Annotated in this window: 16 protein-coding genes; 10 read left to right on the plus strand and 6 right to left on the minus strand. The window is 43.8% G+C overall.

The features are described 5' to 3' along the window. Positions 1-255 precede the first annotated feature (255 nt). The 3 genes from I2I33_RS04760 to I2I33_RS04770 all read left to right on the plus strand — a co-directional run bounded on the left by I2I33_RS04760 (position 256) and on the right by I2I33_RS04770 (position 3,166). Positions 256-948, plus strand: a complete 693-nt coding sequence (locus I2I33_RS04760; RefSeq protein WP_027200304.1) for an energy transducer TonB — start codon at positions 256-258, stop codon at positions 946-948. Positions 949-1,011: 63 nt separating this feature from the next. After that, a complete protein-coding gene (hflX, locus tag I2I33_RS04765) occupies positions 1,012-2,244 on the plus strand; it encodes a GTPase HflX (protein WP_087419632.1) in 1,233 nt (410 codons plus the stop codon). A gap of 211 nt (positions 2,245-2,455) precedes the next feature. Beyond that, complete coding sequence (locus tag I2I33_RS04770; RefSeq protein WP_087419631.1) at positions 2,456-3,166, plus strand: energy transducer TonB; 711 nt, start codon at positions 2,456-2,458, stop codon at positions 3,164-3,166. Between the two features lie 186 nt (positions 3,167-3,352). Here the strand turns inward: I2I33_RS04770 and tyrS are convergent, their stop codons facing one another. Beyond that, complete coding sequence (tyrS, locus tag I2I33_RS04775) at positions 3,353-4,645, minus strand: tyrosine--tRNA ligase (protein ID WP_087419630.1); 1,293 nt, start codon at positions 4,643-4,645, stop codon at positions 3,353-3,355. Between the two features lie 97 nt (positions 4,646-4,742). Then, positions 4,743-5,240: a CvpA family protein gene (locus tag I2I33_RS04780; RefSeq protein WP_087419629.1), complete on the minus strand. Its 498-nt coding sequence runs from the start codon at positions 5,238-5,240 to the stop codon at positions 4,743-4,745. A 367-nt stretch (positions 5,241-5,607) separates the two neighbouring features. On the opposite strand from I2I33_RS04780, the gene aspS reads away from it, so the two are divergent. The 7 genes from aspS to I2I33_RS04815 all read left to right on the plus strand — a co-directional run bounded on the left by aspS (position 5,608) and on the right by I2I33_RS04815 (position 13,099). Next, complete coding sequence (gene aspS / locus I2I33_RS04785) at positions 5,608-7,359, plus strand: aspartate--tRNA ligase (RefSeq protein WP_087419628.1); 1,752 nt, start codon at positions 5,608-5,610, stop codon at positions 7,357-7,359. Between the two features lie 100 nt (positions 7,360-7,459). Further along, complete coding sequence (locus tag I2I33_RS04790; RefSeq protein ID WP_087419627.1) at positions 7,460-8,587, plus strand: ATP-binding protein; 1,128 nt, start codon at positions 7,460-7,462, stop codon at positions 8,585-8,587. 108 nt (positions 8,588-8,695) lie between these two features. After that, positions 8,696-10,129, plus strand: coding sequence for a stage 0 sporulation family protein (locus I2I33_RS04795; protein ID WP_087419626.1), 1,434 nt, complete (start codon positions 8,696-8,698; stop codon positions 10,127-10,129). Beyond that, complete coding sequence (locus I2I33_RS04800) at positions 10,126-10,950, plus strand: rhomboid family intramembrane serine protease (RefSeq protein WP_087419625.1); 825 nt, start codon at positions 10,126-10,128, stop codon at positions 10,948-10,950. The genes I2I33_RS04795 and I2I33_RS04800 overlap by 4 nt, the downstream gene beginning before the upstream one ends. 13 nt (positions 10,951-10,963) lie before the next feature. Further along, positions 10,964-11,890, plus strand: coding sequence for a rhomboid family protein (locus I2I33_RS04805; protein WP_087419624.1), 927 nt, complete (start codon positions 10,964-10,966; stop codon positions 11,888-11,890). Positions 11,891-11,892: 2 nt separating this feature from the next. Next, complete coding sequence (locus I2I33_RS04810; protein ID WP_087419623.1) at positions 11,893-12,093, plus strand: hypothetical protein; 201 nt, start codon at positions 11,893-11,895, stop codon at positions 12,091-12,093. After that, the gene (locus tag I2I33_RS04815) at positions 12,077-13,099 is read left to right on the plus strand and encodes an endonuclease/exonuclease/phosphatase family protein (protein WP_229128195.1); all 1,023 of its coding nucleotides are present in this window, start codon (positions 12,077-12,079) and stop codon (positions 13,097-13,099) included. The genes I2I33_RS04810 and I2I33_RS04815 overlap by 17 nt, the downstream gene beginning before the upstream one ends. A gap of 50 nt (positions 13,100-13,149) precedes the next feature. Here the strand turns inward: I2I33_RS04815 and I2I33_RS04820 are convergent, their stop codons facing one another. The 4 genes from I2I33_RS04820 to I2I33_RS04835 all read right to left on the minus strand — a co-directional run bounded on the left by I2I33_RS04820 (position 13,150) and on the right by I2I33_RS04835 (position 17,570). Further along, complete coding sequence (locus I2I33_RS04820; protein ID WP_087419621.1) at positions 13,150-14,424, minus strand: thioredoxin family protein; 1,275 nt, start codon at positions 14,422-14,424, stop codon at positions 13,150-13,152. Between the two features lie 100 nt (positions 14,425-14,524). Then, on the minus strand, positions 14,525-15,313 hold the full coding sequence (locus I2I33_RS04825; protein WP_087419620.1) for a hypothetical protein: 789 nt from the start codon (positions 15,311-15,313) through the stop codon (positions 14,525-14,527). 11 nt (positions 15,314-15,324) lie between these two features. Further along, positions 15,325-15,990, minus strand: a complete 666-nt coding sequence (locus I2I33_RS04830) for a hypothetical protein (RefSeq protein ID WP_087419619.1) — start codon at positions 15,988-15,990, stop codon at positions 15,325-15,327. Next, complete coding sequence (locus tag I2I33_RS04835; RefSeq protein WP_087419618.1) at positions 15,978-17,570, minus strand: RagB/SusD family nutrient uptake outer membrane protein; 1,593 nt, start codon at positions 17,568-17,570, stop codon at positions 15,978-15,980. The genes I2I33_RS04830 and I2I33_RS04835 overlap by 13 nt, the downstream gene beginning before the upstream one ends. Between the last annotated feature and the right edge of the window lie 7 nt (positions 17,571-17,577).

Consider the following 17,577-nt stretch of genomic DNA (forward strand, 5'->3'; position numbering starts at 1 on the left):
ACGAACATCCCGAAAAAGGACAACCAATTTAAGGTTGTCCTTTTTTACTTTTCCTCTCCCAAGCCATCATCGACATGAAATCAACCTGATATGAACAACAACCCAAACTTTTAAGAAGATTTTAATGAAGTTTAGCTATCATTTTAACATTTTCTTCAAAAAAAAGGGGAGAAATATTGCGGTTTATTATGAATTTGACTATTTTTACCCACGCAAATTGCGAGAAAAACAGAACTATAATATTAAACTAATAACATGGAAGTAAAAAAATCACCTAAAGCAGATCTTGAAGGGAAAAAGACCATTTTCCTTGAGATCGGTTTTGTTATAGCTCTAGGGATTCTACTGAGTGCTTTCAACTGGAAGACCAACACGAAAGTAGAAGAAGGGTTTGTTATTACCCAAGAAGAGCAGGTTGAGGAGGAAATTATTCCTATTACTCAACAAATGATGAAACCACCCCCACCTCCTCCTCCAGCCCCGAAATTGACGGACTTGATCGAGATCGTGGAAGATGAATTAAGTATTGACGAGGAACTTGAAATCGACGACGCTGAAGCTGACGTTGAAAACAAGAATAATTATAACTTCGATTACGACGGAGACAGCTGGGGAGAAGAAGAGAGCGACGGAGAAGCTGATATTTTCCAAGTAGTAGAAGATATGCCGCAGTTCCCCGGAGGTAGTGTACAAAAATGGATTGCGAAGAACGTAAAATACCCGATGATCGCACAGGAAAATAACATTCAGGGTAAAGTTTTCGTACAATTCGTGATCGAGAAAGACGGTAGTGTTAGCGACGTGAAAGTTGCCAGATCCGTTGACCCATCTTTGGACAAGGAGGCTATCCGCGTGGTAAAAGCCATGCCGAAATGGAAACCTGGAAAACAGAGAGGTAAACCGGTTCGAGTATCTTACACTGTACCTATCAACTTCCAGTTACAGTAAATAAGACATGTTAAATTATAACAAGGGGCTGTCGATCATCGTCAGCCCCTTCTTTTCCTATTTATGAGCGAATATTTTTACACGAAAAAAGAAGCAGAAAAAGCCATTCTTGTAGGTGTAGCGCTACAATCAGAAAACATCAGCTACGATATGATGTGTGAATACTTGGACGAACTTGCGTTCCTAGCAGAAACGGCAGGAGCGGAAACCGTGAAAATATTCACGCAAAACTTGGATAAGCCGGTAACGGCTACCTTTGTCGGTAAAGGGAAATTGGAAGAAATCAAAACATACGTCGAAGATAACGACATTGACTTGATTATTTTTGATGATGAACTAAGCCCGACACAAATCAGAAATCTGGAAAGAGAACTAAAAGGCAGAAAAGTCCTTGACCGTACTAACCTCATCTTGGATATTTTTGCCAAAAGAGCCCGTACGGCAGAAGCAAAAGCTCAAGTTGAACTGGCACAATATCAATACCTACTTCCTCGTCTGACGGGAATGTGGACTCACTTGGAAAGACAAAAAGGAGGTATTGGACTTCGCGGTCCGGGAGAAAGTGAAATCGAGACCGACAGACGTATCATCCGGGACAAAATCACCCGTTTGAAAGAGCAGTTGGCCAAGATTGACAAACAGATGGTCACACAACGGAAAAACCGCGGAAAACTCGTACGAGTAGCCTTAGTGGGCTATACGAACGTGGGAAAATCCACGCTCATGAATCTCTTGAGCAAATCGGAAGTATTCGCAGAGAACAAACTTTTCGCAACCCTGGATACCACGGTACGCAAGATAGCCATAAAGAACGTCCCGCTACTACTGGCGGACACGGTCGGTTTTATCCGTAAACTTCCCCATCACCTGGTAGAATCATTCAAATCCACGCTGGACGAGGTGAGAGAAGCAGATGTCATTTTGCATGTAGTCGACATCTCCCATCCCCAATTCGAGGATCAAATCCGGGTCGTGAACGAAACACTGGGTGAGTTAATGGATAATTCTAAACCCACGATTACTGTATTCAATAAAATAGACGCCTTCACGTACACGAAAAAAGAGGAAGATGATCTCACTCCCATCGAGCGGAAAAACTATAGCCTAGAGGACTTGAAACAAATGTGGATGTCCAAACAGGAAGGAGAAACCGTGTACATCTCGGCTAAATCTAAAGAAAATATCGAGGAATTGAAAGAAAAGATATACGAGATTGCCAAAGACATTCACTCGGCACGTTTCCCGTTCAACGATTTCTTATACCAGGATTTCGAGATGGACGAAGAAACAAAATAAGGTGCCAATCAAGACAAAAAAACAAGGAAATCAGACCCTTTCCCCTTCAGGAGCGACATTCGGATGCCGCTCCTTTTTTATACTGAAAATCAGCAATATATATAATTATACATCTTTCACCTATTTTCTGACAAAACCATTCGTTTATTTTGATTTCTGGCTAATTTTTTGTATATTAGAGGTATAAGCTTAACCATCATAAATAAACATTATGGAAGTAAAGAAATCATCAAAGGCAAACCTCGAAAACAAAAAAGGAATCTTCTTCGAGATCGGACTAATCGTAGCATTAGCCTGCATATTCCTTGCTTTCGAGTGGAAAGTCGACGTGAAGATGGAAGAAGGCTTCATAGTAATAAACACGGAAGAACAATTGGATGAAGAGATCATACCCGTCACCCAACGAATACAACAAGCTCTTCCGCCACCACCTCCTGCACCCCGGTTAACCGACTTAATAGAGATCGTAGATGAAGAAATAAATCTGGATGACAACTTGGATATCATGGACGTGGATGCCAACGTTGCCAACCACGGAGTTTACGACTTTAGCGGCACGGGTAACGGGTACGAAGGGGAATACGGGTATGGAGATGAATATTCCGGGGAATCCGAAGTATTCGCGGTTGTTGAAGAAATGCCCAAATTCCCGGGAGGCAATGTACAGAAATGGATTTCCAAGCACATCAAATACCCGATGATCGCTCAAGAAAACAACATCCAAGGTAAAGTTTTTGTACAATTTGTCATCGAGAAAGACGGTAGCGTTTCAAACGTAAAGGTCTCCAGGTCCGTGGACCCTTCACTAGACAAGGAAGCCATTCGTGTCATTCAATCCATGCCAAAATGGACTCCTGGAAAGCAAAGACAGAAACCGGTGAGAGTATCTTTCACGGTTCCTATTAATTTTCAATTACAATAAAAGGTGTGCGAAAGCACACCTTCGTTCATAAAGTCTATAAAGTTTGTAAGGTTTATAAAGTTCATGGACCCCTCGCGGGGCGCTTTATCCACTGCAGCTTAAGCTGCAGACAAACACAGTCCGAAGGACACCCGTGACCTTATAGACTTTACGGACTTTATAACTTTATGAACCTTATAAACCGATTTATTTCACCGTAATCAAGAAATAATTCTTTTTCCCGCTTTGCAAAAGGATAAACTTACCGTCGATCAAATATTCGGGAGTAACCACTAATTCTTGATCCTGCACTTTCTCCTTATTTATACTGATCGCATTTCCCTTCAATGCACGCCGAGCCTCTCCTTTTGAAGACATCATGGAAGTTTTCTCTGCCATCAAGTCCACGATATGAATTCCGGCCTCTAAATCAGTTCGTGCAACGTCAAATTGAGGCACCCCTTCAAAAACAGACAATAACGTGTCTTCATCCAAACGTTTCAACGCATCGGATGTTGCATTACCAAAAAGAATTTGGGAGGCCTCCAAAGCTGAATCATAGGCTTCTTCCCCGTGTATCAAACAAGTCACCTCCTTCGCCAGTACTTTCTGCAATTTCCTCAAATGCGGAGTTTCTTGATGCTCTGCAATCAAGGCATCAATCTCTGCCGGTGGCAATATCGTGAAAATTTTGATATACCGGGCAGCATCCTCGTCCGTACTGTTCAGCCAGAATTGATAGAACTTGTATGGAGAAGTCCGTTGTGGATCCAACCACACGTTACCCGACTCTGTTTTTCCGAATTTCTTACCGTCACTCTTGGTCATTAACGGCCAGGTCAAACCATAAGCCTCCCCACCATCTTTCCGGCGAATCAATTCGCCCCCCGTGGTGATATTTCCCCATTGATCGGAACCACCCATTTGCAACAGGCAGTTATAATTACGACGTAAATACAAAAAATCATACCCCTGCACCAATTGATAGGTAAACTCCGTGAATGACATCCCGTTAGTTGAATCGGCACTCAATCGTTTTTTCACGGAATCCTTCGACATCATGTAATTCACCGTGATATGTTTTCCCACTTCTCGTATAAAATCGAGAAAAGAGAAGTTTTTCATCCAGTCATAATTATTTACCATGATTGCCGCATTCGGCTCGCTCGAATTGAAATCAATAAACTTGGACAACTGGGCTTTAATTCCCGCCATGTTCTTTTGAATGGTATCCTCGTCCAACAAATTCCGTTCTAAGGATTTACCGCTGGGATCTCCGATCATACCCGTTGCTCCACCAATCACGAAAATCGGTTTATGCCCGGCCATCTGTAAATGTTTCATCATCATAACCGACACGAGGTGACCTATATGTAACGAATCAGCCGTCGGGTCAATTCCGACATAAGCCGTCGTTTGTTCTTTTGCTAATTGTTCTTCGGTTCCCGGCATGATATTATGAATCATCCCTCTCCATCTTAGTTCTTCAACAAAATTCATCGATTCTTAATTTTTAATTCGCATTTGCGAGTTATAAGTTAATAAGTTACGAGTTCTTCAACTCTTATCTTTTAGTTTTTAGCTTTTAGTTTTTAGCTTATTTTATCGCACTTTCGTAAACGCCATTTGCAAAGTTAACAAAAGGTTTGTACAACAAGCTATCACCTTTCGTTTTTGCCGAAATAAAATCATAACGAACGTCCAGCGCGTTCACGATGAAAAGCACCACGCATACCACGATAGCAGCTTTCAACACGCCCAGAACGATCCCGAATAACTTGTTAAACAGTCCCAATGAAACCATATCAATCAACTTGGTCAACAATTTCCCAAGCAGATGCATCACGATAATAACCAGCAGAAAAGTCACGGCGAAAGCGATGTAGTAGGCGTATGATTCCGGCAAAGCCACGAAATCTTTCAAGAAGCCCTCCACGTTCACGGCATATCTCAACGAGATAAAAACTCCTAACACCAACGCAAATAACGTTGACATCTCAACAATCAACCCCTGACTAAACCCTTTATAAGCCCCGTATACCAACGGAAGCAATATAATCACATCAATGTAATTCACCGTTAAATTATTAATCACTTTATTTTAGATTTCAAAGATAAACAATTGTCCACGTTTCATCACAAAATCGGAACAATAATATTGAAAAAACTTTCCAAAATCAAGAGGAATTACATCCGAGTTCAAACGGAGTTCGGTCCCCAAAGACGAGACAAAGCCGATTCCCCCACGAGTTAAACCCGACTAATTAGATTGTCTTTAATACCTAGGAAAAACCGTTATCAACTTCCCGTAGGCATCGATCTCCCTCTCAACTCCCGTCGATCTCCCACGGATCTCTTCATTTTCAGTATCCGCACTTCAATTTTCAATTATTTATGCCTTAAACTGACAAATTCTTACTATTTTCGCACAATGTTTATGCCAGAATTAAAATTGAGAATTTATGTATAGAACACATACTTGTGGGCAGCTAAGAATGGAGAACGTGAATGAAAGCGTTTGTCTTAGCGGATGGGTACAAAAAGTACGGAAACTTGGAGCCATGACTTTCGTGGATCTTCGTGACCGTTATGGGATTACCCAATTGGTTGTCGAGGAATCGGCTCCCGAAGAAATTAAAGCTAACGTGGCAAAGCTCGGACGTGAATTCGTGATCCAGGTAAAGGGTAGGGTGATCGAAAGAGCCAGCAAAAATAATAAAATACCGACAGGCGACATCGAGATTATCGTGAATGAATTGAATGTTCTGAGCGAATCGGAAGTACCGCCTTTCACGATCGAGGATCAAACCGACGGGGGGGATGAGATCCGGATGAAATACCGTTACTTGGATTTACGTCGTTCCTGCGTTCGCAAAAATCTGGAATTACGCCACCGTATGGCGCAATTGACCCGGAACTACTTGAGTAACTTGAACTTTATCGAGGTAGAAACCCCGGTATTAATCAAAAGTACTCCCGAGGGGGCCCGCGATTTCGTGGTACCTTCCCGTATGAACCAAGGCCAATTCTACGCCTTGCCACAAAGTCCGCAGACCTTCAAACAATTGCTGATGGTTTCCGGTTTCGACCGCTATTTCCAGATCGTGAAATGTTTCCGGGACGAGGATTTACGGGCTGACCGTCAACCCGAATTCACACAGATCGACTGCGAAATGTCATTCGTGGAACAAGAAGACGTGTTGGAAGTTTTCGAAGGTTTGATCAGTCACTTGTTCAAAGAAGTTCGTGGCGTGGATATTCCCAAACTGGAAAAAATGACCTGGATGGATGCCATGGAGCAATACGGATGTGATAAACCGGACCTTCGTTTCGGGATGAAGATCGTGGATTTGACTGCCGTTGCCAAAGGGAAAGATTTCGCCGTGTTCAACGATGCTGAATATATCGGGGCTATCTGCGCACCTAAATGTGCCGGATATACCCGTAAACAACTGGACGAGTTGACCGAATTCGTGAAACGTTCACAGATTGGAGCCAAAGGATTGGTTTACGTGAAATACAACGAGGACGGGACATTCAAATCCTCTGTTGATAAATTCTACTCGGAAAGCGACTTGAAGGTATGGGCAGAAACCTGCAAGGCAGAAGCGGGAGACCTGATTCTGATTCTAGTAGGTCCGAAATTCAAAACCCTCCCCCAATTGTGCGAGTTACGCTTAGAAATGGGTAACCGTCTGGGATTACGGGATAAGGATGTCTTCAAACCGTTGTGGGTAGTAGACTTTCCCTTACTGGAATGGGACGAGGAAACCCAACGTTTCTACGCGATGCACCACCCGTTCACTTCTCCCAAGCTGGAGGATATTCCATTAATGGATACCGACCCGGGTAAAGTACGTGCCAATGCTTACGATATGGTCATTAACGGCGTGGAAGTTGGTGGTGGTTCTATCCGTATTCACGACTCGGCATTACAATCCAAAATGTTCGATTGCTTGGGCTTCACTCACGAGGCCGCACAGGCTCAATTCGGCTTCCTTATGGGTGCATTCAAATACGGGGCGCCTCCTCATGGCGGTATCGCATTCGGTTTCGACCGGTTAGCCTCTATGTTCGCCGGGTTGGATTCTATCCGCGACGTGATTGCCTTCCCGAAGAACAACTCCGGGCGTGACGTGATGATTGACTCCCCTTCTGAAATCTCTCCGGAGCAATTCAAGGAACTGGGCATTCAATTGAAAATGGAAAATTGACAATTGAAAATGAATGAATTTATGATTCCTGTCGAAAAAAAAGCGTTGATTCGTGCGGCTGGAATCTAAAATCTAAAATTTAAAATCTAAAATTAATAAGGTGTTTTTTAAAGACGTCATAGGACATGAAGAGATAAAGCAAAGACTGATTACTTCCCTGCAAACGGGAAGAATCAGTCATGCACAACTCTTTTCCGGTGACACAGGAGCGGGATCACTTGCCCTGGCGTTAGCTTTCACGCAATACCTCTTCTGCACGGGCGACAAACATGAAGACGCTTGCGGGATCTGCCCGGAGTGCAAGAAGATGCAGAAACTGATCCATCCGGATTTACACTTTGTCTTTCCCGTGGTAAAATCTGCCAAAATAAAAACACCGATCAGTGACGAGTATATCAACGAATGGCGTAGCCTTCTGCTCAAAAGTCCATACATAGACATGGAAGAATGGCTGGGAGCCATGGGTGCCGACGAGAACGCTCAAGCCTTGATATACACGGAAGAAAGCGGGAACATCCTCCGGAAACTCAACCTGAAATCCTTCGAATCGGACTACAAGGTCATGATCATCTGGTTACCCGAAAAGATGAAAACGGAATGTTCCAACAAACTTTTAAAGATACTGGAAGAACCTTATCCAAACACGTTATTCCTGCTGGTCACCGAACATGCGGAAGAAATCATTACCACGATTCTCTCACGGACACAGCGGATCAAGGTACCCCCTCTGACCCAAGAAAACATAGCGGAACAACTGGTTCTTCAAAAACACCTGGTCCGGGACTCGGCCGATCAAGTCGCTCACGTGGCATCCGGTAGCTGGCTGAGAGCCCTCCGCATGCTGAACGAGACCGACGAATCTGTTTACAATCAAGAGAAATTCGTGCAGATGATGCGTCTCTGCTGGGAACGAAAAATGCTCCCCGTCAACGAATTTGTCAATGAACTCGCTTCTCTCGGAAGAGAAAAGCAAAAAAGTTTCCTGATGCATTGCATCCGTATGTTACGGGAAAACTTTGTCAGAAACTTTGGTATTGAAAAAATAGTATACATGACTGAACGGGAGAAAACCTTCTCCACGAGATTCTCTCCCTACGTTCATGAAGGCAATATTATTCCCCTTTTCGATGAATTTGAACGTGCATATAGCGACATCATCCGGAACGGGAACGGGAAAATAATTTTCACGGATCTCTGCATCAAGGTGATGCAAAACATCAGACCGTGAAAAACATGAAAAACTAAAAGATATAAACTAAAAATTGAACCATTGAAAACCGAAAATAAATATCACATCATTTTCAATTTTCAATTTTCAATTTTCAATTAATACAGTATGAGCGAGATAAACGAAGAAGAAGTACAGAATAACTCCGAAAACAAAAATATAAAGCAACAACCACAGGTTGTCCCCGTGATTGACCACCGCCTGCTGGCAGGAAAACTCACGGTATATAACTGGATGGAAGATACCCCGGAAGGATGCACTCCTTCTGAAATCGTGGAAGTCCGGTTTAAAAATACAAGGAAAGGTTTTTATTTAAACAACAGTAACCTGAAACTGAATATCGGGGACATCGTGGCCGTGGAGGCAGCTCTTGGACACGACATCGGGATTGTATCCCTTACGGGAGAACTCGTGCGGGAACAGATGAGACTGAAAAAAGTCGACTTGGAACGTAATCCCTTGAAAAAGATATACCGGAAGGCAAAACCCCACGACATAGAGAAATGGCAACAGGCCATTGCCTTGGAACACGACACGATGATCCGTTCACGTGTTATCGCTGCTGAACTCGGACTTGACATGAAAATCGGGGACGTGGAGTACCAAGGGGACAAGACAAAAGCCATTTTCTACTACATCGCCAATGACCGCGTGGATTTCCGGAAACTGATCAAGATTCTGGCGGAAACATTCCACATCCGGATCGAGATGAAACAGATCGGGGCCCGTCAGGAGGCAGGACGTATCGGGGGAATCGGGTCGTGTGGACGTAAATTATGCTGTTCCACGTTCATCACGAACTTTATTTCCGTTTCCACTTCTGCCGCCCGTTATCAGGACATTTCCTTGAACCCGCAAAAGCTGGCAGGACAATGTGGTAAGCTGAAATGTTGTCTGAATTACGAAGTCGATGCTTATATTGACGAGCAAAAAGATTTCCCGTCCACCAATATTTGGCTGAACACGGGCGAAGGTATGCTCTATCACCAGAAAACAGATATTTTCGGTCGCAATATGTCCTACTCTTTCGACAAAGAAGGACGCGGAACGTTGATCAAACTATCCGTTGCCCGCGTGAAAGAGATCATCGCCATGAACAAACGGGGACAAATTCCGGCAAAAGCTGTCGATGTCGAAAAAGAAGAACAAGTGAACATCGGTTACACGGACGGGGTGGGAGAAGAAAGCTTGAATCGTTTTGACGAGAAAAAACAAAATCAAGGCAAACGAAATCACTCCAGAAACCGTAATAACCGGAAAAACAACCAGAAAGAGAACAACAACACGAATAACGAGAATAAACCCAAGGAAAATCCGGGCAACAACACGGGGAACAAGCCTGAAAACAGGAACGAGAATAGAAACGAAAACAGGCAAGGCAACAGGCCCAAGCACCGCCCAGAAAACCGGAATAATAACCAACAGGGTAATCGTTCCAACGAGAAACCGGCAAATCGCCCGGACGGACCGAAAGTGTTACGTAAACAAGACAAAAACAATAAACCGGAAAACAAGGAAAATAATAAACCTGCTGAACAATGAACAATTATAGACCCTTCGCCGGGATCACCCCGGCAGTAAAGATCATCATCATTATCAACGTACTCGTTTTCTTGGCCGTTAACATGATCGGCCAGCGGTCGGACGTTGATCTTGTCAATATACTCGGAATGCACTTGCCGCAATCCCAGTATTTCCAGATCTACCAGTATATCACACATATGTTCACGCAAGAAGGGCTTACTCACCTTTTCTTCAACATGTTTGCCGTGTTCATGTTCGGCCGGATACTGGAATCGGTATGGGGTACCAAACGTTTTATTATTTACTATTTTGTTACCGGATTAGGCGCTGCCGCACTCCACTCGCTGGTAAGCTGGTACGGGCTACACAATATGCAGGAACAATTCTACGCATTCCAAAGTACTCCCGACGCGGGAGTCTTCGCCGAGTTCGTCCGCTCTCACGTGAGCAACCCCAGGCTACTTTCGCAATTGATGCAATTTGTCGATGCCTGGAATGCCGCACCTGCCAGTTCGCAGTTTGCCGGACAGGCAGAATATTACATGCAAAGTATTATTCAGGCCTATACCAACGTTCCGACTATCGGGGCATCCGGGGCTGTCTTCGGCATATTGCTGGCATTCGGTATGTTGTTCCCGAACACCGAGTTATACTTGATGTTCATTCCCATTCCCATCAAGGCGAAGTATTTCGTGCTTTTGTACGGTGCCGCTGAATTGTTCTTCGGTTTACAGAATTCGGTAGGTGACAACGTGGCTCACTTTGCACACTTGGGTGGTATGCTTTTCGGTTTCTTCCTGATTCTTTACTGGCGAAAACACAGCAAGAAGTTTTACTAGAAAAAGATAGGTTATGTACAACAGGGCGTATGGATCGAATTTTTCAGGTGGAATCTGGAATGGGATAAAGAACTCCTTCAAACAAGGAACGGCACTTACCCGCCTGATCTATATCAATATCGGTGTTTTTCTCATCATCAAGATTCTGGAAGTATTCTTCGTACTGGCCGGACAACGGGGCTTCGAACAACTCCTGTTGCCTTACGTGGGTGTTCCCGCACTGCCGGAACGCCTGCTTTACACGCCGTGGACAATAATTACCTACATGTTCACCCAGTTCGGTTTTCTACACTTGTTGTTTAACATGCTCTGGCTGTACTGGTTCGGTTCGATCTTTCAAAACACGTTCTCCAGCCAGAAACTCACGGGAGTGTATCTCCTTGGGGGAATTACCGGGGCTATCATTTACATGGCTGCCTACGCCTTATTTCCCGCTTTCGAACTTGAACGTTACCAGTCGTGGGCCATCGGTGCCTCGGCATCCGTCATGGCCATCGTGTTCGCCGTGTGTACTTATCACCCGAACTACAAGATATACGTGTTTCTGATCGGCCCGGTGAAACTTATTCACCTGGCGATCTTCACGGCAGTCATAGACCTTCTAAGTATCCCCAGCGGTAACGCGGGAGGGCATATTGCCCACCTCGGGGGAGCCTTGTTCGGTTATCTTTTCACCTTGTCTTTCCGTCGCAATCTCGACTTGACCAAAGGACTTTCATCCCTCTTCACCAAGTTAGGCAACAGCCGCCTATTCCGTAAGAAGACCATGAGAGTCAAGTACAAAAAGAAAGTCTCGGACATGAATGACATGGAATATAACGAGTACAAAAAACGAAAAGACGACCGCATCAACAGCATCTTGGACAAAATCTCCAAACATGGTTATGAAAGCCTGACAAAAGAAGAAAAGGAAATATTGTTCAAATCGAAAAACAATTGAAAATGGAGAATGGAGAATTGAAAATAAACTCCCTCCCCCCTTCGGGGTACTCCCTCTATAAACAGAGGGAGAGCTGGTACCTTTTCCCAAAGACGAAGACGATTCCAGCACCTCCTCTGTTTATAGAGGAGGTGGCAGCAAAGCTGACGGAGGAGTTCTATTTAAAATTATTAAATCTAAAATTCCTTGGGCCGGTTATTTGATATTATCATGAGGATCGTCACGATCATCGCCATGATCGGATTACTTGGGAGCTACACCGCTCCCTATATTAACCCTAACGTGTTTTATTTTTCATCCCTGCTGGGCTACACCTATCATTATTTATTGATTGTAAACATTATCCTGCTACTTTACTGGATTGCACGCTGGAAAAAGATAGCTATTCTATCCATACTGATTATCGCAGCCGGGTATCCGTTAATTACCACTTACTATGGATTGAACCCGCAAACCGTACCCAATGCCCCCCACGACCTTTCCATCATGACTTACAATATCCAGATGCTGGGGGTAGGCGAAAAGGATGCAGCTGTAAAGATCGAAAATTACATAAATAATAGCGGTAACGACATCGTTTGTATGCAGGAATTTCCTCAACGGGAAGCCCCCTTTAAAAAATTCCCTGCTTACCCGTATTATCACCGCAATCGGGATGTTGCACTTGTCTCCCGCTATCCGATTATTAACAAAGGCGTGATTAAATTCGACAAGGGACATTCGGCCGCCTGTGTTTATGGAGACATAGCCATCGGTAAAGACACGATCAGAGTATACTCTGTACATCTTGAATCCTACCGGTTAGGCAAAAATGAACAACAAATATACAAGGAACTCACCAGTGGCAACACGCAAAATGCCACGCAAGGCGTCAAGACGATATCTTCCCGTCTGGTTACCGCCAACCGGAACCGGGCAAAACAGGCGCAAATAATAAAAGATCATATGCTACAATCCCCCTACCCGGTTATCATTTGCGGGGATTTCAACGATACCCCGATCTCCTTCGCTTATCACACGTTGTCCGAAGGGATGAAAGATTGTTTCATTGAAAAAGGACGTGGTCTCGGGAACACGTATATCGGGGAATTTCCCTCGTTCCGTATAGACCACATCCTGCACGCACCAACACTCGGCACCGTATCTTATACCCGTGATACCGTTAAGTATTCCGATCATTATCCGGTGCAAAGTGATATTCGATTTTAAATTTACGATCTCAACCCACTATCCTGCACTTTTTAATCATTAATTAAATACTAAAGTCCTTGTAAACTCTGTTGTATTGTTTCTTGAATTTGTTTCATCTGCATCTTATTCGAAATCTCCGCACTTACCAGAAATGCCTGATTGTAACATTGTTTAGCCTTCTCCCGATTGTCCGTATTCTGGAAACATTGTCCCATCATGATTAACAAGCGAGTCCGTAAATCCGGTGTCATGTCCTTTTCCAGAGCTTTCGTAATCCACACGATACTTTTCACGTATGCTGGTTTTGACAATCCCCCGTTATAAGCCACGGAAAGATCCTCCAAAGGCTGGGTATAATCCTCCAACGTGGCCTGTTCTCCCAAACCTGCTAGATATTTGTCCATGTTCTCAAAGAATTTCCCTTCGTCATGTTTGTACAGGTAGTAGGTAGCATCGGACAACAAGGTAATCGCTTCCAACACGGACAACGATCCGAAAGTTATCCCGGAATACACCTCTTTCAAATCTTCACCCACCCGTTTCAAACGATCCCTGTACGCCGGGTCTCCTTTTTTACACAATTGAATAATATAACTGTTGTTTAACCCTATCAAATAAGCGCAAACTTCTTCCTTCCCGACCAGTTGCACGCCCTCGTTAAAATGAGCCACCATGAAATCAAAGATCGGGTCTTTTTCCGATGTCTGGGAGTGATACATGACCAGAAGCGTAAAATCCGTTTCATTCATCATATTCTCTATTTTCTTATTTTTCACGTAATCCGGAAACAGATTTTTCAGCCGGGCACCCCATTTCTCCCGTTCATATCCCTCTTGCCGTTGCATAAATTCCGGGGCCTCAAGCAGCAATTTCTGCTGCACGTCGTAATCTTTCTTCTTCTTTTTATATAACTCGTACAGTTGTTCAAAACTTAATTCTTCTCCCAATGCTATTTTAGCCTCTTTCACTAACCCTTTGGGGTTAACCACGCCCAATACACGCCGCAGTTCCTTACCTTCCGCATCCATAAACACCATCGAAGGCAATCCCGTGATATTATAACTTTTTGCCAGCTTCGTATTTTCCCCCGTCTCTACATTCACCTGTACACAGATGAAACGGGAGTTAAAATAATCCCCCACTTCTTTTTGGGGAAATACCTGGGTTGCCATTGCCTTACAGGGACCACACCAATCTGCATAAAAATCGACAAAAAGTGATTTCTTTTCCTCTCGTGCCTTTTTTAACGCCTCCTCGAAAGACCCTTTAAACAAATTCATTTGGGCACTCGATTCTCCCAATATTCCCATGAAGAATATAAGGATAAAAAGTATTTTCTTCATAAAATGATTCCTCGTTTATTATTCTGCATTACAGGTTCTCCACCTGTGTAATGGGGAGAGGTGACCATCCAATGGTTTCCCTCCCCCATAATGCTATTCCTTATTCTCCTTCCGTGGCATCCTCTGCCGTCTCGATTACAAAAGTGAAAATATCCTCCAATACGGCAGACTGTCCCTCGTTCTCCACCTTAATGGAAACCGTATACACACCCACCGGAGCTTTCACATCATAGGCAACATACATTCTTCCCCCGCCTACAATAGACAAACTTTCATTAAACAACGCCGCATTTTCGGCACTCTCGTTCTTCACGCTGACAATCGAATACTGCAAAGGTTCAGTCCCCAACACCCCCTGTATCGAAGAGGTAAACCAAGGAATCTGGTAAGTTATCGTGTTCTGGATTTTTTCAATCCCGTCATATATCTCGTCTTTTGTCATCCCGGCAATCTCAAGTATGGCCGCATCGAGTTCATCCAAATAATTCCAATAGGTCTTCCGGGCCTCTTTCCAAGCGGCAACCAACTCACCAAGCCGTTCCTCAGCCTCATCCAACGCCTCCGTGTTTTCCTGTGTGGGATTAGCCTCCCAAGCATCCATTGCCGGATAGTATACGTCATCTTCATAATCATAACGTTCATCACTTCTTCTTTGGGTTTCTGCCTCCCACTCCTCACACGATGCCGTAAGACTTAACACTTTTTCCGAAGATTCAACTCCATCCCGCAGGGCAACCAAGCCATCATACTGTCCCCCAATATCATAAATATACAAGGTATCAATCGGGTAACCTGCCGTACCTGTCACGAGATAACCGACTTCTATTTTCTCACACGAGGAAAAGAAAAACGCACATCCCGCAATCAATAGATATATTAATTTTTTCATAGTTTTCCCTTTTAGAAATTAGTAAACCTGAAATCGTAGTTCAACGCTTGTACCACCCCGTTGGTCGTTTGAATATCCGTGGAGACGATTTGCTCGTTTCTTATGTTATCCATATTATGACTGGCCAAATAAAACTGGACTTCTCCTGCATCCTGAACGTTATTATAAGTTCCCCGTAACGTCCACAGGAAGACTTTCCCTTTCACACAATCATACTCTACACCACCGGTTTCCACGTACTGCTGTTTCTGAAGTAACCGACTTCCCCGGGGAATGTCATTTAACATCAGCCGTTGCGGTACCACTAGTTTTTGCAGGATATCCTGACATTTCCCCTTGGGAATATCCGTAACCCGATGCATATAATGAGGATCTGTCTCTTCCAATCCATCATTATTGATCATCATGTAACGAAGAATACTTAGATTGGTCAAACCGAAAAACGTAATCTGTTCATATTCTCCCGTCCCGTCAAAAAGTGATTTTAACCCGGCATGTTCGATCATGATAATTGTAGAATCCCAATTGTAACTATCCGTGTGAAAATATTCCCACATGGTGCAATCATGTACTCCATTGGCAATTCCACCGTCAATATAATTATATTTTGTACAGGAACAGAACACCACGATCATCATGACCACCATTCCTTTTGCAATCTGATTTATTCTCTCCATAACCAATATGTATTTTGTGTCATCAATGGATTTTTCTCTAAAAGTGTATTTGAATTAACAGGCAGGTAAAGAGCCCCGTTCTTTATGTCCGTATCCGTCAACGCCCCGTACTCATCCGACAGTTCTTTTAAATAACCGTTCCGAACTGCATCATAATAACGTTGTCCTTCCCCGAATAATTCTCTTTCCCTTTCCCGGAAAATCTCTCTACGCAGTGTTTCCGGGTTCGTACTCTCGTCATATCTTTCCAGTCCGGCACGAATCCTGATCTGGTCCAGATCATCCACTGCCGTTGCCATCCCCAACCGGGCACGACATTCTGCTCTTAACAAAATCAAGTCCGCCAATCGCCAGATAACACGATTACCTTCCATTCCCAACAATGGAATACGTCCTTCTTCACCAATAATATCAGGGTTAGAAGAAACAATAGGTTCCTGCCACTTGTTCAAAAATGCATACTCGGAAATAATCGTAACCGGCACCTCTACCCAATCACCCGTTTCGGGGTCTTCTTCCCAAGTTGATCCTTCATAACTGGCTTCTCCCAATTCTTTCCAATATTCTTTTCTTCTCTGGTCTTTTTCCTCCAGAAAGATATTATAAACCGTGTTCACGAGTATACGCGGTTTATCGGTATTGGTTTCCAACGCTTCAGGAGAGGCGTGGTCATAAGGGTAATCAATCAAAGATTGCCCCGGATAAATTGCAGAAAACCATGCTGATGAATATTTATTGTCATCCTGGCTATTGACTTCTATCGTGAAAATAGTTTCATCACTTTTCCGGTTTCCTCCCAATGTATTGTTTACCACAGACTTTATATCTCCTTCCAACTTGTAAAAACCTACTTTTCCATCAATCACCTGCGAAGCATAGCTTTCGGCCTTCTCCCAATAAGAAGTTTCTCCGTACAATCCTCCCATCCACGCATAGATATTTGCCAACAGCGTGTGGACACTCCCCAAACTGGCATATTGTTTGGAAGTCACAGCCTCCCCGTTCGCATCCGTCAAGTTCTCATGTGTCGGCAAACTCAAAGCAATTTCAGCACAACGTATCGCTTCCTGCAATATATCCTCCACGGAACTCTTTCCCACGGCATCGATAGATTCCGTCGAGGGAGCCATCGGGGCTTCCCCCCATTTCTGGGCAAGGGTAAAATAGGCAAGAGCCTTTGCAAAATTAGCCTGTGCTATCCAATAATCAGTCCGTTCTTCCGAAATATTTTCAAATCGATAACGGTTCTCTTCCAACATATTAACGAGATATATCAAAGAATAATAACGGGACCATCCTTCCATATACTGGTTACTATAAAAATCAAGTACATTCAACTCCTTATACCCCTTTCTAGCCCCCGCATCATCACAAAGCAACCCGACATACCCGAATGCTTCCGGATTCGCCGGAGCATACAAAGCCTTTTCATAACCAAAAATCGAGATCAGCACTTTTTCCAGATCGCTCTCACTTTTGAAATAATTCAAATAAGTCACCGATTTCTCCGACTCGACATTCAGCCAGTCCGTACAGGAGAAACATGGCAGTAGCATTAAAATGATAAATATCTTTCTCATAAACATC

The organism is Butyricimonas sp. BSD2780061689_150309_C8 (assembly GCF_015560935.1).
Lineage (GTDB): Bacteria > Bacteroidota > Bacteroidia > Bacteroidales > Marinifilaceae > Butyricimonas > Butyricimonas paravirosa.